At 41.4% G+C, this 22,625-nt stretch carries 21 protein-coding genes, 1 tRNA gene and 1 pseudogene; 14 read left to right on the forward strand and 9 right to left on the reverse strand.

Annotated elements, in window-relative coordinates; genetic code table 11:
- Window positions 1-164: 164 nt before the first annotated feature.
- Window positions 165-240 (forward strand) — tRNA-Arg (locus HYI04_RS02060).
- A gap of 373 nt (window positions 241-613) precedes the next feature.
- Here the strand turns inward: HYI04_RS02060 and HYI04_RS02065 are convergent.
- The 3 genes from HYI04_RS02065 to moaA all read right to left on the reverse strand — a co-directional run bounded on the left by HYI04_RS02065 (window position 614) and on the right by moaA (window position 3,898).
- Window positions 614-1,831: a molybdopterin molybdotransferase MoeA gene (locus tag HYI04_RS02065; protein WP_058951691.1), complete on the reverse strand. Its 1,218-nt coding sequence runs from the start codon at window positions 1,829-1,831 to the stop codon at window positions 614-616.
- Window positions 1,828-2,751 (reverse strand): bifunctional molybdenum cofactor biosynthesis protein MoaC/MoaB, encoded by a 924-nt coding sequence (gene moaCB / locus HYI04_RS02070; RefSeq protein WP_058951692.1) that lies wholly within the window; start codon window positions 2,749-2,751, stop codon window positions 1,828-1,830. Before moaCB ends, HYI04_RS02065 begins: the two co-directional genes overlap by 4 nt.
- Window positions 2,752-2,890: 139 nt before the next feature.
- Window positions 2,891-3,898, reverse strand: coding sequence for a GTP 3',8-cyclase MoaA (moaA, locus tag HYI04_RS02075; protein ID WP_029575079.1), 1,008 nt, complete (start codon window positions 3,896-3,898; stop codon window positions 2,891-2,893).
- A 383-nt stretch (window positions 3,899-4,281) separates the two neighbouring features.
- On the opposite strand from moaA, the gene HYI04_RS02080 reads away from it, so the two are divergent.
- The 6 genes from HYI04_RS02080 (at window position 4,282) to HYI04_RS02105 (ending at window position 10,355) form a co-directional block, all read left to right on the forward strand.
- Window positions 4,282-6,696 carry an FdhF/YdeP family oxidoreductase gene (locus HYI04_RS02080; protein WP_010327202.1) on the forward strand — a complete coding sequence of 805 codons (2,415 nt, stop codon included), beginning with the start codon at window positions 4,282-4,284 and terminating at the stop codon, window positions 6,694-6,696.
- An 87-nt stretch (window positions 6,697-6,783) separates the two neighbouring features.
- Window positions 6,784-7,584, forward strand: a complete 801-nt coding sequence (fdhD, locus tag HYI04_RS02085) for a formate dehydrogenase accessory sulfurtransferase FdhD (RefSeq protein ID WP_010327201.1) — start codon at window positions 6,784-6,786, stop codon at window positions 7,582-7,584.
- Between the two features lie 84 nt (window positions 7,585-7,668).
- The gene (locus HYI04_RS02090; RefSeq protein ID WP_010327200.1) at window positions 7,669-8,019 is read left to right on the forward strand and encodes a winged helix-turn-helix domain-containing protein; all 351 of its coding nucleotides are present in this window, start codon (window positions 7,669-7,671) and stop codon (window positions 8,017-8,019) included.
- Between the two features lie 269 nt (window positions 8,020-8,288).
- Window positions 8,289-9,041, forward strand: a complete 753-nt coding sequence (gene modA / locus HYI04_RS02095) for a molybdate ABC transporter substrate-binding protein (protein WP_010327199.1) — start codon at window positions 8,289-8,291, stop codon at window positions 9,039-9,041.
- Window positions 9,041-9,733 (forward strand): molybdate ABC transporter permease subunit, encoded by a 693-nt coding sequence (gene modB / locus HYI04_RS02100; protein WP_010327198.1) that lies wholly within the window; start codon window positions 9,041-9,043, stop codon window positions 9,731-9,733. Before modA ends, modB begins: the two co-directional genes overlap by 1 nt.
- A 4-nt stretch (window positions 9,734-9,737) precedes the next feature.
- Entirely contained in the window at window positions 9,738-10,355 is a 618-nt protein-coding gene (locus HYI04_RS02105; protein WP_010327197.1) for an ATP-binding cassette domain-containing protein, read from the forward strand.
- A gap of 78 nt (window positions 10,356-10,433) precedes the next feature.
- Here HYI04_RS02105 and HYI04_RS02110 read toward each other — a convergent pair.
- Together HYI04_RS02110 and HYI04_RS02115 are read right to left on the reverse strand one after the other, a co-directional pair.
- Window positions 10,434-10,739 (reverse strand): annotated as a pseudogene (locus tag HYI04_RS02110) (helix-turn-helix transcriptional regulator); the annotation flags it as partial.
- Between the two features lie 335 nt (window positions 10,740-11,074).
- Entirely contained in the window at window positions 11,075-11,488 is a 414-nt protein-coding gene (locus HYI04_RS02115; RefSeq protein WP_010327195.1) for a DUF962 domain-containing protein, read from the reverse strand.
- A 67-nt stretch (window positions 11,489-11,555) separates the two neighbouring features.
- On the opposite strand from HYI04_RS02115, the gene HYI04_RS02120 reads away from it, so the two are divergent.
- Window positions 11,556-12,380: an AraC family transcriptional regulator gene (locus HYI04_RS02120; protein ID WP_178895803.1), complete on the forward strand. Its 825-nt coding sequence runs from the start codon at window positions 11,556-11,558 to the stop codon at window positions 12,378-12,380.
- Window positions 12,381-12,546: 166 nt separating this feature from the next.
- Entirely contained in the window at window positions 12,547-13,323 is a 777-nt protein-coding gene (locus HYI04_RS02125) for a class II aldolase/adducin family protein (RefSeq protein ID WP_159152548.1), read from the forward strand.
- Between the two features lie 51 nt (window positions 13,324-13,374).
- Here the strand turns inward: HYI04_RS02125 and HYI04_RS02130 are convergent, their stop codons facing one another.
- Window positions 13,375-14,769, reverse strand: coding sequence for a PLP-dependent aminotransferase family protein (locus HYI04_RS02130; protein ID WP_159152547.1), 1,395 nt, complete (start codon window positions 14,767-14,769; stop codon window positions 13,375-13,377).
- Between the two features lie 126 nt (window positions 14,770-14,895).
- Between HYI04_RS02130 and HYI04_RS02135 the strand changes: the two genes are divergently transcribed.
- The gene (locus HYI04_RS02135; RefSeq protein ID WP_159152546.1) at window positions 14,896-15,756 is read left to right on the forward strand and encodes a DMT family transporter; all 861 of its coding nucleotides are present in this window, start codon (window positions 14,896-14,898) and stop codon (window positions 15,754-15,756) included.
- Between the two features lie 411 nt (window positions 15,757-16,167).
- Entirely contained in the window at window positions 16,168-18,009 is a 1,842-nt protein-coding gene (locus HYI04_RS02140; protein ID WP_178895804.1) for a monovalent cation:proton antiporter-2 (CPA2) family protein, read from the forward strand.
- Between the two features lie 106 nt (window positions 18,010-18,115).
- On the opposite strand, the gene HYI04_RS02145 is transcribed toward HYI04_RS02140, so the two are convergent.
- On the reverse strand, window positions 18,116-19,693 hold the full coding sequence (locus tag HYI04_RS02145; protein WP_159152544.1) for a sensor domain-containing diguanylate cyclase: 1,578 nt from the start codon (window positions 19,691-19,693) through the stop codon (window positions 18,116-18,118).
- Window positions 19,694-20,014: 321 nt separating this feature from the next.
- Here HYI04_RS02145 and HYI04_RS02150 point away from each other — a divergent pair, with 321 nt between their 5' ends.
- Window positions 20,015-20,194: a hypothetical protein gene (locus tag HYI04_RS02150; protein ID WP_029575077.1), complete on the forward strand. Its 180-nt coding sequence runs from the start codon at window positions 20,015-20,017 to the stop codon at window positions 20,192-20,194.
- Window positions 20,195-20,341: 147 nt separating this feature from the next.
- Here the strand turns inward: HYI04_RS02150 and HYI04_RS02155 are convergent, their stop codons facing one another.
- The gene (locus HYI04_RS02155) at window positions 20,342-20,572 is read right to left on the reverse strand and encodes a DUF2171 domain-containing protein (RefSeq protein WP_178895805.1); all 231 of its coding nucleotides are present in this window, start codon (window positions 20,570-20,572) and stop codon (window positions 20,342-20,344) included.
- A 184-nt stretch (window positions 20,573-20,756) separates the two neighbouring features.
- Entirely contained in the window at window positions 20,757-21,047 is a 291-nt protein-coding gene (locus tag HYI04_RS17025) for a hypothetical protein (RefSeq protein ID WP_306172595.1), read from the reverse strand.
- A gap of 758 nt (window positions 21,048-21,805) precedes the next feature.
- Here HYI04_RS17025 and HYI04_RS02165 point away from each other — a divergent pair.
- A complete protein-coding gene (locus HYI04_RS02165; RefSeq protein ID WP_004696033.1) occupies window positions 21,806-22,024 on the forward strand; it encodes a hypothetical protein in 219 nt (72 codons plus the stop codon).
- A 370-nt stretch (window positions 22,025-22,394) separates the two neighbouring features.
- A partial coding sequence (locus tag HYI04_RS02170; RefSeq protein ID WP_178895806.1) for a transposase occupies window positions 22,395-22,625 on the forward strand: 231 nt, incomplete at its 3' end.

A 22,625-nucleotide genomic window follows, 5' to 3' on the forward strand; every position in this document is an offset into this window, starting at 1 on the left:
ATTAATAGTGGCACTATTGTGAGCGATTATGCCTAATAAACCAAGTAATCTACTCGCAATTCTGTGTTGCAGATATGGAACATTGTATAAAGCATAAGCAGGAAAATCACTCTAAGCTAGATAGATGCTTTACCTTGTGATTTTTTTTGATATGATGTGCTCGCGCGCTCATAGCTCAACTGGATAGAGTACAGGTCTCCGAAGCCTGTGGCGTGGGTTCGAGTCCCGCTGAGCGCACCACTTACCTATTTCAATACATACCAAAATAACCTCAAATGCCTATAAATACTGTATTATCTGCCTCTCTTGTTTCAACTTGTTCCATGTTGTACCGCTATAATCCATTTTTTTAGTGGTATATTTAGCAGTACATCAAAACAATAGTCTAAAATCTTTGTAAAAGCTTATTGGCTCATTCATTCGTGTGGCTTTACCACCCGCTAAAATCACTAGTGCTGTTGCTGGGTAGTTTTGCATGCCTTTGATCTAACATTCGTATGTAGGGATAATAATGCTCGTTAAATATTCAAGGGTACGGTCTAAGACAAAGCTGTCCAAGCCTTAGACCGTGTGCAAAAAGCATTTGGTTTGTATCACTATCCAATCGATGTCCTTAGATCGAGATGAAATCGACATAGTCCAATGTTACAGGAACATCAGATCGAGCAGGGATTCGAACAATACTATTGGCTCGATTTAAGTTACTGAGCATGTGGGATTGTTGTTTACCGAGTTTGGAAACGGTTAATTGTCCAAACTCGTTGACATCTAATACCATGCGAACCAGTTGCTCACGGCTGTCTTGTTTAATGCTGTCGTTGAAGCGAGCTTTTTTCCACGCGGGTGCAGGAGACGTAACTCCCTGTAAAGCCGCCAATAGTGTCGATACATGTACAGCAAGACAGGTGAGTACAGCAGCAGGGTTCCCAGGCAAGCCAATCAAATAAGAATGATGATGGTCTGTCTGATATTCAGCAAAATACAATGGTTTACCCGGTTTTTGCGCAACTTGCCAAAAAATCTCTGTTGCACCTACAGCCATTGAAACAGGTCGAATCAAGTCATAATCGCCTACCGAAACACCGCCTGTAGTAATGACTACATCATAATGATTCATGGCATTCGAGAGCGCTTGTGTGAGTATCTTCTCATCATCAATCACATGCTCTAAATGGGCTTCAGCAAAATCGTGTTCTTTGAGCCAAGTACGGATCATTGGGGCATTGGCATCGAACACTTGAGAGTCATTGTCCAGTTGCGTATTGACTTCATCACCAGTAATAAGCACTGCAATTTTAGGTTGGCGATAAACCTCGACATGCGGAACACCCGCCATACTGAGTGCCGCAATTAAACCGCTGCCTAAACGCTGGCCTTGTTGCGCAAGTGTTGTCCCGATGGACAACTCCTCACCTTGATAACGAATGTCTGCGCCTTTGTCCAAAGCTTGGGTTAGAGTCGCTTGATCATGGCTACGCGTGATAATTTCCTGCCGAGCCACAGTATCTGCTGAGTTTGGCAGCTTGCCCCCAGTAAAAATACGAACGGTTTGTCCTGCTTGAATCTCAATATGTTCTTCAATACCTGCACGAATTTCACCAACCAATTCAAAGCGAGTAATTCCTGCTTGCAAGTCTTCAGAGCGCAGCGCATAGCCGTCAACCGCACTTTGGGTAAATAGAGGCAAGGCAACTGTTGATAAAACATCTGCCGCTAAAACATGTCTATGCGCCTGTACTAAAGGCAAAGTAACGACAGGCAATGTTTGGACGGCGCTATAGTGTTCAAGAGCTTGATCGAGTGTAATTAAACCAACGCCAGAGCAACTCATTCATAACCTCCCGGGTGAGGTAGATCACGGCAGACATCAAAAATATGAACCAAAGCAGGTAAAATGGCTGCCATAGATTCACTTGCACCACCACGGCTGCCCGGAAGGGTAATCACCAATGAACGGTCGATAAAACCTGCAACGCCACGTGACATCGCAGCATAAGGGGTACGTTTTTGTCCGAAAGCACGTGCAGCTTCCATTAGTCCATTGAGTTCACGTTCAAGTAAAGGCTCAAGTGTGTCTACTGTAATGTCACGTTTGCCGATGCCTGTTCCGCCTACAGTAATAATGCAGGCATAAGATTGAGTGAGCTCTAAGACCAATCCTTTTAACTGATCGGCTTCGTCAGGTAAAATTTGATAGTGAATGGGATCAAAACCAGCTTCGGTTAAGGTCTCGACGACAGAGCGGCCAGCAGTATCGGGTTTACGCCCTGCGGCAACGGTATCTGATAGAACCAATACTGCCGCAGAAACAGGCTGACGCAAATGACGTTTAAAGTGTGATTTTCCGCCTTTTTTCAGATCGAGTTTACATTGTTGAATGATCAACTCATGCGGTTCGCAATGTGGTTTGAGCATGTCGTAAATGGTGAGAGCTGCAATACTGGCAGCGGTCAACGCTTCCATTTCTACACCTGTCGGCCCAATCGTTTCAACGGTTGCACGAATAACTACACGGTCGACAAGCAGTTCAAAATCGACATCGGCGCGGTAAATAGGCAGGGGGTGGCACAGCGGAATCAGTTCATCGGTACGTTTTGCGGCTAAAATCCCAGCAATGCGGGCTGTTTTGAGGGCATCACCTTTTTCGGTATTGCCGTCAGCAAGAAGTTGTAAACAATGTGCAGGGGCAAGCAGTTCAGAGCTTGCAGTTGCAACGCGATAGCTTTCTGGCTTCATGCCAACGTTTTTCATAAAGTATTCCGAAACATTGAAGTGTTGATCTAAAGTGAAACTGTTCGATCAAGAGAAAAAGTTTATGACGTATTTAGATAACACAAAAATAAAAGCGGATACAGTCGAATGACTGACAAACTCAAAATTAACTAGTTGATTAACCCCCTATGGCATGCATACTGATTTTGCGTGTTGGGGCATGTTGATGTTCAATAAACCCCGCTTTTTTATGCCATACCGCCTTCAGAATCTGAGCTTGTAATAAAGTGGGATCTTTTTGTTGAAGTAAATGACGCAGCGGTGTTCCGGTATTGGCAAATAAACAGGTAAAAAGCTCTCCCGTTGCAGTGATACGTAAACGGTCACAGCTTTGACAGAACGGTTTACTGATGGTGGAAATAATGCCTAATGTGTACTGATCATTAAGCAGATAAATGGTTGCTGGGTCATGTTGTCTGGCTTGTTTCTGAATTTGAAAATGGGGTTCAAGTATTCGGATAATGTTATCTTCAGTGATGACTTTTTTAGGCTGCCAGTGCTCAGGTTGATCTAAAGGCATATATTCAATAAAACGTAATGCGATATTCTGCTGATAAGCCCATTGAGTCAGTTCAAGCACTTCATGATCATTTTGTCCTGCGACTAAAACACAGTTTAATTTTATCGGCAGATTGGCTTGTTGAGCTGCAGCGATGCCTTCGAGGACTGGTGCTATCGGACGCTTGGTCATGTTCATAAAGGTGTCTGCATGAATGCTATCGAGACTGATATTAATATCATCTAGTCCTGCCTCTCTTAGCGCTCGTGCATACTTGTTTAAATAAAAAGCATTACTGGTCGTGGAAATACGTTCTAAACCGTGTGGCTTGAGCCGATTCAAAGTATCAATAAAATTGACCACGCCTTGACGCATTAAAGGCTCGCCACCTGTTAAACGAATGTGCCGAATGCCTAAACTGACCATCATTTCACAAAAGGTTAACAGCTCTTCAAAGCTTAAGATGTCTTTTTTGGCTAACCATTCAGGCGTATCGGGCATGCAATAACTACAACGAAAGTTACAACGATCTGTCAGAGAGATTCGGAGTTTATGTTTATGTCGGCCAAATTGATCGATCAGTTGTGCTGACCTATGTTCTAAGCGTGTAGTAGTCGAACCGTCCATAGTCGCTCCACCTCGTATTTACATACGATTTAGTTTTTATAAACGAGAGTATGAAATGTTTTATTTCAAAGATCAAACGGAGTCTTGAAGTCGCTTAGTTCGTTCATTCATTTTCAAAAATTGAGTTGGTGTTCCTCGAACGCGATCCATTAAGTCTTTGCTCTTTGTAATAATTCATCTATTGAAATTACATGCCAAAAGGGCGATATTTTTGATCAGAAGTGTTTTGGAATGGTGCCAAGAAACGCGGGCATGATGAATAAGAAATAGACAACAAAAAAGAGATGAGAAATCCAAATAGCTTACGAATGCTATGAGCAAAGTGAACAGTGAATTGATCATTGCAGAACTTTTTACCGAAGATAAATATTGAGGGCGGTGAGATGGAAAACACTGAAGATAAAAAGCATGACGATGAAGAAACCAGCTATGCGAGAATAGAGCCTTATACCAACCCTGCGGGTGGATGGGGCGCGTTGTTAAGTGTTGCAAGAAATTTAAAGAGACAGGAAGTTTTCAAAAAAGGTGCGATTACGCTTCTCAATATTAACCAACCCACAGGTTTCGACTGTCCAGGATGTGCATGGCCTGAAAAAAAAGATGCACATGCCTTTAACTTTTGTGAAAACGGTGCGAAAGCCGTTGCCTTTGAAGCCACTTCAAAACGTGTTACACCTGAATTTTTTGCGACCCATACGGTCAGTTGGCTGTCTGAACAAAGTGATTTCTTGCTTGAAGATTCAGGTCGTCTAACCGACCCAATGCGCTATGACAGCGTGACAGATAAATATGTGCCTATCTCATGGGATGATGCTTTTGCCTTAATCGCAAAACATTTACATGCCTTGGATCATCCAGATCAAGCGGCATTTTATACTTCGGGTCGTGCCAGTAATGAAGCAGCATTTCTGTATCAACTTTTTGTCCGCGCTTTTGGTACCAATAATTTTCCAGACTGTTCCAATATGTGCCATGAGACCACCAGTGTTGGCCTACGTGACTCAATTGGTTTGGGTAAGGGAACGGTGACTTTAGACGATTTTGATATCGCCGATGCGATTTTCAGTTTTGGGCATAATCCGGGCACCAACCATCCGCGGATGTTGGGGACTTTACGTGAAGTGTCGCGCCGTGGTGGCAATATCGTTGCCATTAACCCCTTAAAAGAACGTGGTTTAGAACGTTTCCAAGATCCTCAAGCACCTGTTGAGATGATGACCAATGGCAGTACACCTATTAGTCGTTATTATTTCCAACCCAACGTGGGCGGTGACTATGCACTCATGTTCGGGATGCTGAAACATTTACGTGAGTGGGATATTCAAGCACTGGCAGCAGGAAAAAAGAGCGTGTTTGACCGATCTTTTATCGAAATAAATACAGTCGGTTTCGATGCCATGATGGAAGAAATAGATCGTACTGCATGGTCCGATATTCATGCACATACGGGACTTAGCCCTGAGCATTTAGAATCTTTAGCTAAAATGTATTTAGATGCCAAAACGGCCATTTTCTGTTGGGGCATGGGGATTACACAGCATCGAAACGGGACTGCAAATGTACATATGCTCGCGAACTTAATGTTGGCAAGAGGGCATATTGGTCGTCCAGGGGCAGGCTTAGCACCGATTCGCGGGCACAGTAATGTGCAGGGCGATCGAACCATGGGGATCAATGAACGACCAAGCCCAAAATTGCTGGATAGTCTGGACCGAGTATTTGGTATTAAGTCGCCACGTGAACATGGTTTTGGCGTGGTGGATACCATTAAGGCGATGTATGAAGGTGGTGTAAAAGTCTTTATTGGTTTAGGTGGTAATTTTGCTGTTGCCACTCCAGATACACCGTATACACAAGAAGGCTTACGTCGTTGTGATTTGACGGTACAGATTGCAACGAAGTTGAATCGTAGCCATTTGGTTTGTGGTAAAGAGGCATTACTTTTACCCTGTTTGGGGCGTACCGAAATTGATATGCAACAGCATGGGCCACAGGCAGTCAGTGTTGAAGATTCCATGAGTAATGTGCATCTTTCAGCAGGGCGTAATGAGCCTGCTTCTAAGAATTTACTTTCAGAGCCTGACATTGTGGCGCGTATGGCAGCAGCCGTCTTGCCAGACAGTGATATCAAGTGGAAATGGTATGTAGAAAGTTATGACCGTATTCGAGATTCGATTGAAGACGTGTTTGATGAATTCCATGATTTTAATACACGTGTCTATCAGCCGGGTGGTTTTCACTTAGAGCATCCTGCCAATCAGCATGTGTGGAATACGCCTGTAGGCAAGGCACAGTTCTTAATTACGCCGTTGGCTGAAGTGTATGCCGATAAAGAGAATAAATACGCTGAACAATATACTGGGTCAAAAGTCTATACCCTAATGACCACACGCTCTCATGACCAATACAACACAACCTTGTATGGACTCGATGACCGTTATCGTGGGGTATTTGGTCAGCGCCGTGTTTTGTTTATGAATGCAGAAGATATCGCTGCGGCTGGTTTTGTTGCAGATCAATGGGTGGATATCGAAAGTATTTATTCGGATGGTGTTAAACGTGTGGTTCAAAGCTTCCGTATCGTACCGTATAACATTCCACGGGGTAGCCTTGCAGCCTATTATCCGGAGACCAATCCATTGGTTGCACTTAGTAGCCATGATAAATACGCCAAAATACCAGCTTCGAAAAGCGTGCCTGTGATTTTGCATGCAGGCCAAGCGCCTGAACATTTCAACTTGGCACAAGCGGTTGATCCTGAAGATGCCAATCAGATCGTGAATCGAGAGGTTAGTTGATTCAATGCTGAAATGACGCCTGATTTGCAGGTGTCATTTTTTTCATGATTGAAGGGTTTGGTGTTTAGGGAATATTGGAAAATTATTATGGATATTCGGGCGTTGATGTTGAATTCTCTCGGCTATGAAACTGTTAATATTCAGCGTTTAAGTGAAAATAGAGCTGTTGAACAATCTGATTTTGTGGTGCAAGAATACCCTATTGCCTTGGTTTATAATGGGATTTCGCATGCAGTAATGATGGCAACGCCAGCTGATATTGAAGTCTTTGCGAAAGGTTTTAGCTTGTCTGAAGGTATTTTGACGAGTTTGAAAGAGCTTTACTCTTTAGACATATACGAAACGGAATTTGGGATCCAAGTCGAAATGACGATTTCTACCCGCGCCTTTATGGCGCTCAAACAACATCGACGGATGATGGTTGGACGCACGGGTTGTGGTCTCTGTGGGATTGAAAGCTTGCAGCAACTTCATTTGGATTTACCTCAAATTACCACAGCCCTTTGTGAGGGATGGCTAGTTCAAATTCCCCAAGCCATTGCTCAACTCAATACCCGACAGAAAATCACCCAAATGACGGGCGGTGCACATGCGGCTGCATGGGTTGAAGCGGGGGAAATAGTGGCTTTGTTTGAGGATGTAGGCCGACACAATGCTTTAGATAAACTATTGGGTTATAGTGCAGAACATCATTATGATGTAAATCAAGGTTTTGTGGTGATGACCAGCCGAGCTAGTTATGAGTTGATTCGTAAGTGTGCTCAACTGAATATTGCCTTGCTGGCGTGTATTTCAGCTCCAACCAGTATGGCGATTAATATGGCAAAGCAGTCAGGTTTGACCTTAGCGAGTTTTTGTCGCGGCGATGGTTTTGTTTTATATACTTGATATTCAAAATTTTGCTGTATAAAAAGTAAAAGGTTTTTCTTTAGGTCATCTGCTTTGATGACAGGTCTTTATTTGAGTGAATGTATGCAGGACGTCAAATTAAAATTACAGCTCAGAATACTTCTCAATCAAGACATTGCATTTGGGCCGGGTAAGGCAGAATTATTGGAAGAAATTCGACGTACAGGCTCAATTTCTCAAGCTGCAAAAAGTATGAATATGAGTTACCGCCGTGCATGGCAGTTGGTTGAAACCATGAATCATAGCTTTCAGTCAGGATTAGTCGAAACTCAAAAAGGTGGAACGCATGGGGGTGGGGCAAAACTCACGGACTTGGGCGACAGTATTTTAAGTCAATTTAGACAAATGGAAATAAAAGCACGCCTTGCGATTGAACAGGATTTTGCAGAAATAGCTCAACACCTTAAACCATAATCTAGTCAGGTCAGCTAGATTCCTCTCGTATTCATTTATGACATACACGAATAGGCTTCCTCTATTTGATAAAAGCTCTTATTTCTACTGACTAAATAGCAAGAGTAGTATCAGTCACGTGATTAAGATACAAATCCTTTAACTTGAACGATAAATAATCTGTTTCTAGAATTGACGTTGCTTATGTATCCATATATTTTTAAAAACATATCGGTCAATTTATAACGCTTAAGGGGAACATGGTGCTGCTTAATTTTAAGAATAAGTATATGCAATATGCGATGTTATGTTGTGGTTTGACTCTTGGGGTACAGGTACATGCAGAGCAAGCTATTACCGTTTATGCAGCAGCCAGCTTGACCAATGCTATAGCAGATGTCGATGCAATATTTGAACAACAAAAAAGAGTACACGTGAAAACCTCTTATGCAGGGTCGTCGACTTTGGCCAAGCAAATTGAAGCGGGTGCACCTGCGGATGTTTTTATTTCGGCAGATGAACAGTGGATGAATTATCTGCAAAATAAAAAGTTAATTGTGCCGAATAAACGTGTGAATTTATTGGGCAATCGTCTTGTATTGATTTCGCCAAAAGCTAAGCCCGTCAAAATAAAAATGGATAAAAGTTTTGATCCTTCTACTGCCTTTCAGGGCAAGCTTTGTACAGGTGACACCAAAAGTGTCCCAGTCGGAAAATATGGTAAACAGGCACTGACCGCATTGGGATGGTGGTCAAAACTTGAACCAAGATTGGTTGAAACTGAAGATGTCAGAGCTGCGCTCAACTTTGTAGCACGTGGTGAATGTCAGCTTGGCATTGTCTATGCAACCGACGCTGCTATCAGTAAAGATGTCACCGTCGTTGGTGTTTTCCCTATTAATACCCATACCCCGATTGTTTATCCCTTAGCTCTTGTCAAAAATAATCCCGATGCGCTAGCGTTTTATCAGTTTGTACAAAGTAAACAAGCACATGCAGTCTTTAAAAAATATGGCTTTACCGTTTTATCTGCTGCTAAGTGATGATGTTTTCTTTATCGGCTGAAGAGATAGAGGTACTCAAGTTATCCTGCCAAGTGGCTGCAACCTGTTTGGCATTTAGCCTGATCCCTGCGTTGGTAGTGGGTTGGGTTTTGGCACGTAAAGAGTTTTTTGGCAAATCCTTATTTGAAACCTTTATTTTTCTACCGCTGGTGCTGCCGCCTGTGGTGCCGGGATATTTGCTGTTACAGGTTTTTGGAGGAAACGGAATACTGGGTAAGTATCTTGAGCCCTTTGGACTCAATTTTGCATTTAACTGGAAAGGCGCAGTTTTGGCCTCAGCCGTGATGGGCTTTCCACTCTTGGTTCAATCGATTCGTTTGGCCATAGAGTTGGTGGATCAACGGCTAGAAATGGCGGCGAAAACGCTTGGTGCTTCCTCCTTGGGCACTTTTTTTTATGTCACTTTGCCTTTAGCCAGCAGTGGCATATTGGTGGGGGCGATTTTATGTTTTTGTCGCAGTCTGGGCGAGTTTGGCGCAACCATTACCTTTGTCGGTAATATTGCAGGGGAGACCAGAACTTTGCCCTTGGCCATGTATAGCTTGATGCAGCAACCTGACACAGAACAGGCGGTCTGGCGATTGATTATTCTGTCATTAACTGTGGCATTTTTGGCGTTATGGTTTGCCCAGTGGTTCCATCGCTATCAGAAAAACAAACGAGGACATTAAGACGATGATCGACTGTCATATTCAGTTAAATTTAGGCAAATTTAAACTCGATCAGACATTTTCATCTGAACATCCTGTCGTTGGTTTATTTGGGGCTTCAGGTTCAGGAAAAACCAGTATTTTGCATGCCATTGCAGGACTTAATACTCCAGTCAAGGGCTGGATTAAAATCAATCATCAGACATGGTTCGATGCTGAAAATAAGATTAATTTAAATGTACAGCAACGTCATGTTGGTTTGGTTTTTCAGGATGCACAACTGTTTCCACATATGACGGTGATGCAAAATTTATTGTTTGGCTATAAGCGAATTCCGCCTGAAAGCCGACGTTTTGATCCCGATTATATTATTGAACTGCTTAAACTTAATCATTTACTCAGTCGTATGCCGACGAAGCTTTCAGGTGGTGAAAAGCAGCGAGTTGCATTGGGTCGGGCACTGTTGTATTCGCCAAATTTATTATTATTAGATGAACCCTTGTCTGCGTTAGACGCTGCACATAAACAGGAAATCCTTCCTTTTTTTCAAACCGTCCAAAATGAAACCCATATCCCGATGTTGTATGTCAGCCATGATATGGATGAAATTAAGCAGCTGACCGAAACAGTTTGGTTGCTTTAATTAAACACATTTCAACTTCAACTTTTAAAGAGGGAACGAATAAAAACAGAAAAAATGGGCCTCCGTATCAGCTTAGGATCATTCGGTACCATTTTTATAAACAGACGGCGCTTGGCCTGTCCAGCGTTTAAATGCCCGACGAAATTCACGTACTTCTCTAAAACCTAAAGCTTGGCTAATGTCCCCAATGGAGAGATTATTTTCAAGCATCTGTTTCGCTTTTCGTTCTAACACGGTTTGTCGAATTTGCTGAAAACTAATGCCTTCTAGCAATAAGGAGCGTCGAAGATGACGCTCACTCATTTGTAAATAGTCTGATGCGAGTTGCATATCAAAGCGCACAGGAAGATGCTGCTCGATAAGCTGTTCTAATAAATATGCATATTGTGCATCACTGAAAAGAATTGGAGAGTAGGGTTGTAATTGAGCATTCAAGGGGGGATTATCGGTCAAAATAAAGGACTTATTTTATAAATTGAGCCTGTGAGAAATGAATGCTTTGATTGAGCTATTGGCGAGTGTTGATTACTTTTCATTAGAGCAGATGGTGATGCCGTTTAGTGAACGTTGATGCAGCCTAAGTAGATGGCGTGGTTGGATGTAATTAAGGAGTGTCGCTCTTATAGGGATTTTGGGCGAGTAACCTTAACAATAGCAATAATCGTCAGATTTCGATTAAACGACTGCCCTAGAAATAGATAGGACAGTCGCATTTTTATTTACCAGTTTACGCGCTTTAGTAAAATGTCTTTATACATTTTAAAGTCACAAACGAAACTGTAAAAAGGATATGTAAATGTGGCTGGTTTGTTATGTTCAAAAAAGAAATGACCGACCCACGCAAACCCATAACCCACCACAGGCAAAGCCCAGAGTAGTTTTGGATTTTTGGTCATCGCCGCAGCCGCGGTAATCCCGATCACACAGGTGGTTCCCACAAAGTGTAAACGTCGGCAAGTGGGATCTTCATGCTGAGAAAGATAGAAGGGATAGAATTCTTTTAAGGTTTTATAACGGCCATCACTTCCTTTAATTTGCACAGCAGGGCTTGCAACCGGTGTAGCAGAGAGATGGGCGTTATTCACCAAATCTTGCATATTGTTTTTAATTTGGGTTTGGGTATCCTGTAACATGTCCTACTCCTTTAGTGTTTACTAGGCGTAGTTTTAAACAGTAAACCAAAGATGGTCTTGAACGAATATGCTATCGCAAAGCAAGGATGCGAGTTTAGGGTTAGCGCTCCAAAGCAAAATTTACACTTGGGATGGTGTCATTTTGTATGTGACTCATGAGCAGTTGAATAATGCCCATGCCCATTTCCCAGCACTTTTACAAATTGGCTTGGGCACACCTTTTGCGATCACTTTAGACGACCAAGTACGTCGTTATCACGATATTGTGGTGATGGCACCCAATGTGACGCACAGTACCGATTCAGAAAATCAGCCTTATCTTGCGCTCATGATTGATCCTGATCATGCACTTTATGGACACTTGTATCCATTGCTGAATGGCGAACAGATTTGTTCTTTACCTGCCGCTTGCCTTGCTACGTTTCATTCACAGTTTCAAAAGTTGATCGCTGGGCAACTCAGTCCTGATGATGCCAAACAATTGGTTTTAACGCTACTGTCGACGTTAAATCCAAATCCGTTGCAGGTATTGCCATGGGATGCCCGCGTTTTACAAGCTTGTCATTATATTCAACAACTTGTACCTCAGCAGATTCCCACAGTAGCTCAAGTCGCGGCATATACGGGACTGTCTGAGTCGAGGCTGATGCACTTGTTTAGTCAGCAACTGGGGATTTCAATGCGGCGCTACATTCTTTGGTTGCGTATTCGCTATGCCATCAAACTCTGGGCCGCAGGTCGAAGTTTGATTGATATTGCCTTGGAAGCGGGTTTTGCCGATCAGGCACATTTCACCCGAACTTTACGTAGCATGGTTGATTTTGCACCCTCGATGCTGAAAAGCAAAACCATCTTCGTGAATGACTGCATTAAAACACCATCGACTCCATAGCGTGTTAAGTTGCTTGATAGCACACGGAAATAGCAGAATCATTCAAGACATGTTTCGCTATTTTACGAAGAATCAGTTTATGTTGTGAGAAGGACTTAAGCAGGGTTGAGCTTTTTCCTTCAAACGCAATGTTAACTTTAATGGATAGAGATAATAGGGATTACAAATGACCAGTTTACATGCGATTAAAAGTCTAAAAGATGTCGTGTCAGAAAAAGAATGGGATACGCGTTGTCAGCTTGCGGGGTTGTACCGTCTAATTGCGCATTTCCGCATGACCGATTTAATTGATACGCATATTAGTTTACGTGTACCCGACGAAGACGGTCATTTTCTGATTAATCAATACGGCATTCCCTTTGAAAAAATGACGGCTTCGCATTTGGTTAAAATTGATTATGCAGGCAATATTATTGCGGATTATGATCAGGGCAAACTGGTCAATACCGCAGGTTTTGTGATTCACTCCGCGATCCATGATGCACGTAAAGATGTGCACTGCGTGATTCATACGCATACCGCAGATGGCATTGCAGTGTCTGCACAAAAACAGGGTTTATTGCCTTTGTCTCAGCATGCTTTGAAGTTTTATAACAAAGTCAGTTATCACGAGTATGAAGGGGTGGCGTTATTGACCGAAGAGCGTGAGCGTCTCGTGAAAGACTTGGGGCAAAACCGGGTCATGATTTTACGTAATCATGGTTTGCTATCGACAGGGGACTCGATTCAACGTGCTTTCCACGAGATCTACTTCCTTGAACGCGCATGCCAAGCGCAGATTAAAGCGATGGCAGGTGGAGCAGAACTTCATCTTCCGTCTGAAGCTGTACGTCAACATACGGCTCAACAGTTTGAAAGTGAATTGATTGAAATGGTGATGCTGAAAGCATGGAATGCCGCGCTGTCTTTAATTGAGCATCAACGCGACGAGTATTGTTCATAAGCCATTCAACAGCTGTTAATAATAGCCTCTATTTCTAAGTAGAGGCTTTTATTATGTTAAGTTTTGCTGTTGAGCTAACACATTTTTAAGCGTTTCGAAAATACGCGGATCCGCTGATTGTGCGACATTGAAGCGTAAGAAATTCTGTGCATTTAAGGATTGGCTAAACGCATTTCCTGGTGCTAAAACAACGCCGTGTTTTAAACACTCTCGCGCAATGACCGCAGCATCGAAACCGTCGGGAAGTTTACACCAGAGGAATATGCCCGCTTGTGGGACGAGCCACGGGTGAATATTTAAAGCCCCGAGCTGAGTGATGACTTTTTGCATTTCATGAGCTAGGCGTAAGCGCACCGTTTCCATATGCTTACGATATCCACTGTCTTTTAAGGCAATCAGCACCATATCGGCGGCAAGTCGGCCTCCACCAAAAGAGGTGGCGATCTTTAAATCGATTAGATTTTCAATCCATTCATTTTTGGCCACGATATAGCCACAGCGCAAAGAGGCTGAAATCGTTTTTGAAAAACTACTCACTTGAATGACACGATTGAGTCCATCAAAAGCAGCCAGTCGTGGGGCAGGGGTATGTTCAAAGTCGGCAAAAATATCATCTTCCACAATGACTAAATTGGTTTGATCGACCAATTTAAGTAAGCGATGCGCTGTGACGGGGGAGAGCACTGCACCAGTTGGGTTGTGTATGCCTGAGTTGGTGATATACAGCCGTGGTGAGTGTTCAGCTAAAACAGACTGAAAGATCTCCAAATCTGGGCCATGGGGAGTATACGGCACACTCACAATATTAATGCGATGAGCTTTGAGGAGAGCATGAAAATTAAAATAACAAGGGTCATCGACAATAACAGTATCCCCAGCTTCCAATAAAAAACGACAGATCAAATCAATTGCTTGCGTGCCAGACTCGGTGAGCATGATGTGTTCAGGCGAAGCTTCAATGCCAATGTGAATTAAACGACGAGAAATTAATTGTCGTAGTTCAGGATGTCCTGCTGGTGTTGCATATTCCACCAGTTCTAAGCTATCTGCTTTCGCCATGCTACGTAGAGCACGTCGAACACCAGTCTCATATAACCATTCGGGTGGTAACCAGCCGCAACCCGGTTTGAGTGTGCTGTGATCTGTATCCAAGGCTTGTCGAGAGACCCATAAAGGATCCACCTCTCGATCTAGCCTGGGCCCCATTTGGGTTAAAGCCAGTGGCGCGACGGGGCCAGACACATAAAAGCCTGATCCGGGTTTAGAAAGAATGATGCCTTCAGCCATTAAACGTTCATAGGCTTCGACAACGGTTGAAACAGAGACCTGCAATGTCCGTGCTTGTTGGCGCACAGAGGGAAGGCGATGACTGGGGAGATAGGTGCGTGAGCTAATTTTGAGTTTAATTTCATCCATGACTGCATCAATTCGAGTTTGGCTACGCATCCATTTCTCCTGAACTGTATGGGCTTTTTATGCATAACAGTTTTTATTTATTGTATTGGATTGTATCTCGATTCAAACATGTGGTCTATGTTCAACTTAAGCGATTAACGATAAGAGAATCACACCATGAAACAGGCAACCAGCGGCTGGGTAAACGGATTAATCGGTGTCGCTATTTTTGCGGGCTCTTTACCTGCAACACGGGTCGCCGTTGCCGATTTTAGCCCCATCTTTTTAACCAGTGCACGGGCCACAATTGCAGCGCTATTAGGATTTTTTTTTCTGGTGTTACTTCGCCAAGCACGCCCGACCGCTTCAAACATACATGCACTTGCGGTCAGTGCATTGGGCGTGGTCATCGGATTTCCACTCTTAACCGCTTTGGCCCTACAGCATGTAAGTTCTGCACATTCCATCGTGTTCTTAGGATTATTACCTATCAGTACTGCAATTTTTGCAGTTCTACGCGGAGGTGAACGGCCCAAGCCACTTTTTTGGTTGTTTTCAGTACTGGGAGCCATTTTTGTAGCGGGCTATGCTGCACTTGGAGAGACGAGTACCGTATGGAAAGGCGACTTATATATGCTGGCAGCAATTATTCTATGCGGACTGGGCTATGCAGAAGGAGCAAAACTTTCGCGAACACTGGGCGGTTGGCAAGTCATTAGTTGGGCTTTACTACTCTCGTTACCTGTGATGTTGCCAATAGCATTATGGAGCATGCCTATGTCATTTCAGCATGTTAGTCCATCGGCATGGATGGGTTTGGCTTATGTTTCTGTCTTTAGCATGTTGTTGGGTTTTGTATTTTGGTATCGAGGATTAGCACAAGGCGGTATTGCCTCTGTTGGTCAACTGCAATTATTCCAACCCTTTATGGGACTTGTACTTGCCGCTCTATTACTACATGAAAGCGTGAGTTGCATGATGTTGGTCGTCACTTTGGCAGCCATTATCTGTGTGGCTGGGGCGAGAAAATATGCTTGAACATACGACGTTCTACTTTATCTTGATGGAGTAAAATTCCGAATGTCATCTCTATATCGTCAAAGATACAATTTATCTTTGACGATAGAATCTTACTAAACACTATTGTTAAGTATCTATCTGTTATAAAAATCTGGTCTTGAGTGTTTTCTGTTCATAAATAGTGAGGTGTTTTTTATTCCTCGAATAAAATCTTGCTGTATAGCAACAATGCTGTATATAGTTTTAAACATAGGCTGGTCCAGCCATGCTTAATTCGCAGCATGTTGAGTGTTGATGATAAGCCTTCGGACATGCAGAGCGAAAAGATCACAGCTGAGAAGCTTTATCCGTACTGACATAGACCTTAATGAATAAAATTAAAATAGCGTGAAATTGGCATGGATTGCCAACAACCAAGATGAGAACAAAATGAGTGCAGAAGTAGATTCACTGGGACTGGTTGGGCCTGTTGTACTGTTGAGTGCAGCGGTCATTGCCGTCCCTATTTTTAAACGTATTGGTCTAGGTTCGATATTAGGCTACTTAATTGCTGGGTTGATCATTGGGCCATTTGGTTTTGCCTTTTTTAACAATCCCACAGCCATCTTACATATTGCTGAACTCGGCATCGTGATGTACCTCTTTATCATCGGATTGGAGATGCAACCTTCGCACTTATGGAGTTTGCGGAAAGAGATTTTTGGATTGGGCAGTTTGCAAATCCTTATTTCAGTCATTGCCTTAACAGGTATGGGCATGTTGTTTGGCTTTAGCTGGAAAATAGCGTTCATTGGTGCTGCGGGCTTTGTTCTGACGTCGACTGCGATAGTGATGCAACTGTTAAATGATCGCGGAGAGCTGCATCAACGACGTGGTCAAAAAATCGTTGCGATCTTATTGTTTGAAGACTTATTGATCGTTCCCTTATTAGCATTGGTTGCATTTATGGCACCCAATCAAGCGGCGGAAAGCTCATCTATCGATTTACAAGGGATTGGCATCGGACTGTTGGCCATCGCTGGATTAATTGTTGCAGGGCATTGGTTACTCAATCCATTATTTAAAATTCTAGCTGCTGCCAAAGCGCGTGAAGTGATGACCGCTTCAGCGTTATTGGTAGTACTGGGTGCGGCATTACTGATGCAACTCAGTGGTTTATCCATGGCACTGGGCGCATTTTTAGCGGGAGTGTTACTGTCCGAGTCGACTTTCCGTCACCAAATTGAAGCGGATATTGAACCCTTCCGCAGCTTATTACTCGGCTTATTCTTCTTGGGCGTCGGGATGTCTTTGGACTTGGCAGTGGTCAGGCAAAATTGGCCACTGATTGTCAGTGGTGTCATTGCGTTGATGTTGACCAAAGCACTGATGATTTATGTAGTCGCACGTTTGACCAAGAGTAATCATCCCGAAGCTTTAGATCGAGCCTTACTGATGGCGCAGGGGGGCGAGTTTGCCTTTGTATTGTTTAGTGCTGCGACGACAGCTCAAATTATTGACAATACCATCAAGTCGAATTTAACCGCGATTGTCGTATTGTCTATGGTGTTGACGCCAATCATCGGTGTGCTGTTTAAACGCTTTACTCTTGAACAGGATGAAAGTTCACTCGATCAGGTCAGGGTTGCCGATGGCTTAACGGGTAAAGTATTGATGATTGGGTTTGGTCGCTTTGGTCAAGTGGCCAGTCAGTTGTTATTGGCACGTAGTGTGGATGTGACCATTATTGATAATGACGTCAATATGATTCAGAACGCGGAAAAGTTTGGTTTTGATGTCTACTATGGCGATGGATGTCGTTTAGATATTTTACATGCTTCAGGGGCTGATACAGCAGAAGCAATTTTAGTCTGTGTCGACCACAAAGAAACGGTTAATAAAATTGTAGAGTTGGTGAATGCTGAATTTCCTTTGGCTAAGCTGATTGTTCGTTCCTATGACCGTGAACACGCGCTGTATTTGTCCAAGAAAAATGTCAGTTTGATGGTTAGAGAAACCTTTGAGTCTGCATTGGCTTTAGGTCAAATGGCCTTGCAGCAACTGGGTGCAAGTCAGGATGAAATTCAGCAGGTAAGTGAGGATATCCGAGCTTTAGATCAGCAACGTTTTGAAACGGAAGTTGCAGCTGATGATGTCAAGGCGGGCATAGGTATACAATATACGCAGCGCAACCCACGACCTACTGCACCCTTGATTAAGCCACAACATACGGGGCAGTTGTTAAATGATGCAGAACTAGAAAAAAAGAGTGAAGTAGATGATAGAACTTAAAAATATGAGTTGAATCATCTTGCATGAAAAGGCCTTTTCATTTTTGAACAGATGGATCTGAAAGCACTGCATGATTTGGCTTAATTTATATTGAACGAAAGTTATATCAGGCTGATGATGTCGAACGGATACAATTTCGACCGTCATTTTTGGCTTGATAGAGTTTTTGATCCGCAAGTTTAATCACATCTTGAATATTCTCTGAGTCTTGAGGCCAAGAGGCGATACCAATTGAAACCGTGATCGTTCCAATTGGATCAATGTAGCTTTGTGCTATCGTTTTACGAAGTCGTTCAGCCGCTAAATAGGCAATCTTTGGATCTTCGTGCACCACAAAGACAATAAATTCTTCTCCACCGACACGGCAGCACACATCATGTTGACGAAAGTTACTTTTCATATGAGAAGCTAACTTTTTCAATACGTGATCACCTTGATCATGCCCGTGGCTATCATTCACCGCTTTAAAGTGATCGATATCCAATGTCAGTACCGAAAAAGGCGTATTGGTTGCTTCTAATTCATTTAAAAACAGTTTCATACCGCGGCGGTTATAAAGTCCCGTCAGCGGATCGGTATTCACGTGTTGTTTAAGTTCTGCAATTTCATCTTTAAAATGTTTGGAGCTAAGCAAGAGAGCGGTGCGAAAGCGTAAAGCCTCAAAATACCAAGGATCGATATTTTTAATGTCTTGATCAATATTTGGGCGTGTCAACATGCTGGCCATTTGTGCAAGCTTATTGAGTGGTGACGAAATCCAGTAAGAAAGTTTCCACACAAAAATGAACAAGAGTAAATAAAAGCCGAGCATAGCCAGTGTTACTTTAACAATGATCGAGTTGGCTTGGCTTAATAACTCTAATGTCGGTTGTTGCGACACGACAATCCAATTTACACTTGGAATTGCCGCAAACCCTGCAAGGTTTTCGATCCCTTTACTATTGACCAGTGCAATCCTTCCAGTGGGGTGGGAGGTAATATATTGCATTCCTGTGTTATTTTTTAATGAATCTCCAATGCGGGTTTTATCTGGATGGAAGATGATTTTATTCTTATTATCCACAACATAAGTATAACTTTTCTTATAAGAATAAGTGGTGGCTAAAAGTTCACTTACCAAATTTTCTTTGTTTAAATAGATTGTGCCCGTCACTATACCCAAAAATTCATTTTGACGATTAAAAATAGGCTGAGCAATTAGTACAATCAAATTGTTTGACAAGCCCTTGTATGGAGAGGAAATATAGGTTTTCTTGAGCTTTAAAGCTTCGGTAATACCTGGAGTTCTATATTGTTTTTTTGAATCAACATGTATGGTCTGGGGTGAATACTCCAAAATAAAAGCATTCTTGTCGATAATCGTGACTGAGTTGAATTTTTGTGATTGATTTTTAAGGCGGGTCACTTCTGCTTTTAAAACCTGTTGATTGGAAAAATCTTGACCAACAATTTGAGCACTATAGCGCAGCTCACTCAACATACTTTCAAAATATTTATCGGTACTAAATGCAATTTTTGAGGCATAGCGTTGATTGGCAGCTAAAGAGTTTTCGGTTAACTGTTCTTTGATGACATAGTTCAATACAAAAATTGAAATTAGAAACAAGCTTGAGACACAGCCAATAATTAAAATCAAAATAAGTTTTTGTAAATCTAGACTATGAAAAACAGATTTCTTGATCACTCATGCCCCCAAGACAAGAACAGATTTTTTAAAGTTTTGTTGTGACGCCTGTAGAAGCTCAATTCTCATGATTGAAATCAATCTGGGTGAAAATTGTTCGAATTTGCTCGATAGTCTTTTTCTAAGTATAGAGAAGCTTCATATTATTATATGTAAATTCTCTATAAAAATTACATTAGTTTTCATTAAGATAATATGAATAGTACACAATAGCGCATAATCAATCAAAAGTACTATTAAAGTTTAATGAAAACAACATTAAATTGACATGCCTAAACGCAATAATGAGATCTTTATTATTTCGGTCATTGGAGAACAAACATGAATGTCTTAGGCATCGGATTGATCATTTTATTATCATTAATCGGCTTAGGGGCACTCATTACAGGTTTTGCTGTGGGCGAAACATTCTTTATTGTGATTGGATTACTTATATTTATTATGACCTTTTTGGTTTGGTTAAGCCTTAAAGATAAAGTTTCAAATCCTTTTAAAGACTAAGAATGTTGTAATTGAGTGAATTTTATACCTTTGCTATAAGTGAATGTTCATCGAACTTAGATAGGCATTATGTTCTTTGTATCTACTCAGTGTGTATATCATATGAACTACCAGCCCAAAGGCTGGTAGATTTGTAATTCTTTGAACCTATGCTTCAATCCAATTATCTTTAATTTCTTGGGCATCTTTATTTAAAATGACCTGATCCTCTCGAATTTCTCTTACCCATGCACTTGGGATAATATGGTGTTTCCCATCGCCATGTTTGGTGAGTTTGATTTCTTTGCCTTCAATGTGGTCAACATCTCCAACTTTAGTTCCACATACAGCAATTACACTAGAGTGTTCTTTAATATCTGAAATATTAATCGTGGTCATGATGTACCTCTATCTTATTCATCGAACAAAAACGAAGATTTACCCTAACCTAATTTCTCCTATTCATGAGCTTTTGAAATACAACACCAACATATTATGTCTTAAAATTTACGGAGTATAAAAAATGTCAATCTTTGTTTTATTTATAGAGCACTAAATTGATTAAATTATGCTAATTTTATTTTTAATTCAGCCAGCGTTTATTTACTGAATTTCCAGAATTATTATAGTGAATGACTTTTGCGTAATTACCTACGGCTGTTACTTTATCAGGAATATCTTTGGTGACCACACTACCTGCACCGATGGTGGCATTATCAACATCGCCAATTTTAACATGATTGATAATAAAGACATTTGGCCAATATATACATTGACGCCAATTACAGCGGCCTGACAACTGCCATTTGCACAAATCGTTTAAACTGCGATAGGTTGCATTGTTTCCAAGAACAGTAGTTACGTTGACAATCAAAGGTCTCTCATAACAGATGAACAAGCCATAGCCCATTTTTGTGGTGCAGTGGATATCGATCCCTTATTTCTTCTTACAGTAAAAATAGAGTAGAGCAGTTTGCCGATCTGCTGTTTGCAAGCCGAAAGACGTAACCAACGCTAAAGTTCAAAACTGTAATTAAACAAATCAGTTTTGATAAATGAGTTTAGTTTTGTATTGGACAATACCGATATAAATCACTCAAAATGGATTGAACTAAGATGGAAAAGAACTCATAGGTTGAATGCGCGATTTTACTTGATTTGACGCTGAGATGTTATCTCGATTTTACCTTTCAGTAGGGTCTCTTATTTTTAAAAAATATCAACTGGCTTTTATTTGTACAGTTGTTTCGAAATGTCATAGGCTCTTGTCGAGAGTAAAAAATGCTTTTATATTGTACTTACAGTAGGTCGATAACTAAGACGCTACGATGTAGTTGGACGGATCAATGACAGCTCGTTGAGTTTGATACGAAATGTTCAAACAATAAATCAGCACTAGCCTTCCAACATAGAAAAGCTCGCAGCAATGCGAGCTTTTTTTATGTGAAAAAATATGACTATGTATCTCGGTTGTTAAGCATGTTTGATTTAAGTTTATGATTTATAGTTATGATTTTGAAAATATTTATATAAATTAACATTGCGATAAATTCTAACAACTCTAAGGGCAGTGTTGGAAAAAACTTGTGCTATAAGATTAAGCAGAGCTAAAAAAAGAAAAGGAAAATGACCATGACTCAGCTTGTAGATGTAAAGGTAAAGGACCAGTACAGTCAAACGTATAATGTAAAGGCCCAGTTAAGACAAGTACCTGAAAACTCCGAAGCAGAACGTTTGGATTTGTTTAAACGAATTGAACATATCGTTGTTGATGGTGAAGTGATTCTGCCTAGTATTGAACTGTTATTTGAAAGTCGGCAAACGGAAAATATATATCGAGTTGTTGATTAACCCTATTGAAAAAAAGCCCATGTTTACATGGGATTTTTTATGGGCACTAAATGTCGAGTTAAGTTATCCCATTGCAGTATATAAGAGATAAATTTTTTTGAGTGACTATTTTGAAGGTCATAAAATAAAATCAGCATATCACTTCACACATAGTTATTATTTATCAAGCTATTTGATAAATGGTTCGAGTAACCATTGTGCCAAAGTATTATAAAGTCGACAAAAGACATTAAGATTTATTGTATGAAAAAAATATAAAACAAGAGTTTTTAATAAAACTTGTAGTCTTTAAATCTTAACTAAGACAGAAAAAGACGGCTTTGTTGCACAAACCTATCTCTAAAGGCTTATTCCACAATATAATTCTCAAATGAATAAGCCCACACCTAAAATCTATCGTACAACCAATTGGTCTTCTTATAACAGTGCATTAATAAATCGAGGAAATCTCTCAATTTGGTTTGATCCCAAGACTCAATGGTACGCTCAACCCAAAGGTAAACATGGTCGAAATCAAACTTATTCAGATACAGCCATCCAATGCTGTTTAATGATCAAATCCTTATTTCGTCTTTCTTTACGCATGGTCACTGGCTTTGTG

The sequence above is a fragment of the Acinetobacter sp. SwsAc2 genome, from assembly GCF_013391465.1.
Taxonomy (GTDB): domain Bacteria; phylum Pseudomonadota; class Gammaproteobacteria; order Pseudomonadales; family Moraxellaceae; genus Acinetobacter; species Acinetobacter johnsonii.

Coding starts and splice junctions, on each gene's coding strand:
- modA (WP_010327199.1), top strand. CDS start 8,289: ATGCAATATGCGATGTTATGTTGTGGTTTGACTCTTGGGGTACAGGTA.
- HYI04_RS02105 (WP_010327197.1), top strand. CDS start 9,738: ATGATCGACTGTCATATTCAGTTAAATTTAGGCAAATTTAAACTCGAT.
- moaA (WP_029575079.1), bottom strand. CDS start 3,898: ATGGACGGTTCGACTACTACACGCTTAGAACATAGGTCAGCACAACTG.
- HYI04_RS02135 (WP_159152546.1), top strand. CDS start 14,896: ATGAAACAGGCAACCAGCGGCTGGGTAAACGGATTAATCGGTGTCGCT.
- HYI04_RS02120 (WP_178895803.1), top strand. CDS start 11,556: ATGCTATCGCAAAGCAAGGATGCGAGTTTAGGGTTAGCGCTCCAAAGC.
- fdhD (WP_010327201.1), top strand. CDS start 6,784: ATGGATATTCGGGCGTTGATGTTGAATTCTCTCGGCTATGAAACTGTT.
- moaCB (WP_058951692.1), bottom strand. CDS start 2,751: ATGAAAAACGTTGGCATGAAGCCAGAAAGCTATCGCGTTGCAACTGCA.
- HYI04_RS02130 (WP_159152547.1), bottom strand. CDS start 14,769: ATGCGTAGCCAAACTCGAATTGATGCAGTCATGGATGAAATTAAACTC.
- HYI04_RS02155 (WP_178895805.1), bottom strand. CDS start 20,572: ATGACCACGATTAATATTTCAGATATTAAAGAACACTCTAGTGTAATT.
- HYI04_RS02115 (WP_010327195.1), bottom strand. CDS start 11,488: ATGTTACAGGATACCCAAACCCAAATTAAAAACAATATGCAAGATTTG.
- HYI04_RS02090 (WP_010327200.1), top strand. CDS start 7,669: ATGCAGGACGTCAAATTAAAATTACAGCTCAGAATACTTCTCAATCAA.
- HYI04_RS02150 (WP_029575077.1), top strand. CDS start 20,015: ATGAATGTCTTAGGCATCGGATTGATCATTTTATTATCATTAATCGGC.
- HYI04_RS02125 (WP_159152548.1), top strand. CDS start 12,547: ATGACCAGTTTACATGCGATTAAAAGTCTAAAAGATGTCGTGTCAGAA.
- HYI04_RS02080 (WP_010327202.1), top strand. CDS start 4,282: ATGGAAAACACTGAAGATAAAAAGCATGACGATGAAGAAACCAGCTAT.
- HYI04_RS02065 (WP_058951691.1), bottom strand. CDS start 1,831: ATGAGTTGCTCTGGCGTTGGTTTAATTACACTCGATCAAGCTCTTGAA.
- modB (WP_010327198.1), top strand. CDS start 9,041: ATGATGTTTTCTTTATCGGCTGAAGAGATAGAGGTACTCAAGTTATCC.
- HYI04_RS02165 (WP_004696033.1), top strand. CDS start 21,806: ATGACTCAGCTTGTAGATGTAAAGGTAAAGGACCAGTACAGTCAAACG.
- HYI04_RS02140 (WP_178895804.1), top strand. CDS start 16,168: ATGAGTGCAGAAGTAGATTCACTGGGACTGGTTGGGCCTGTTGTACTG.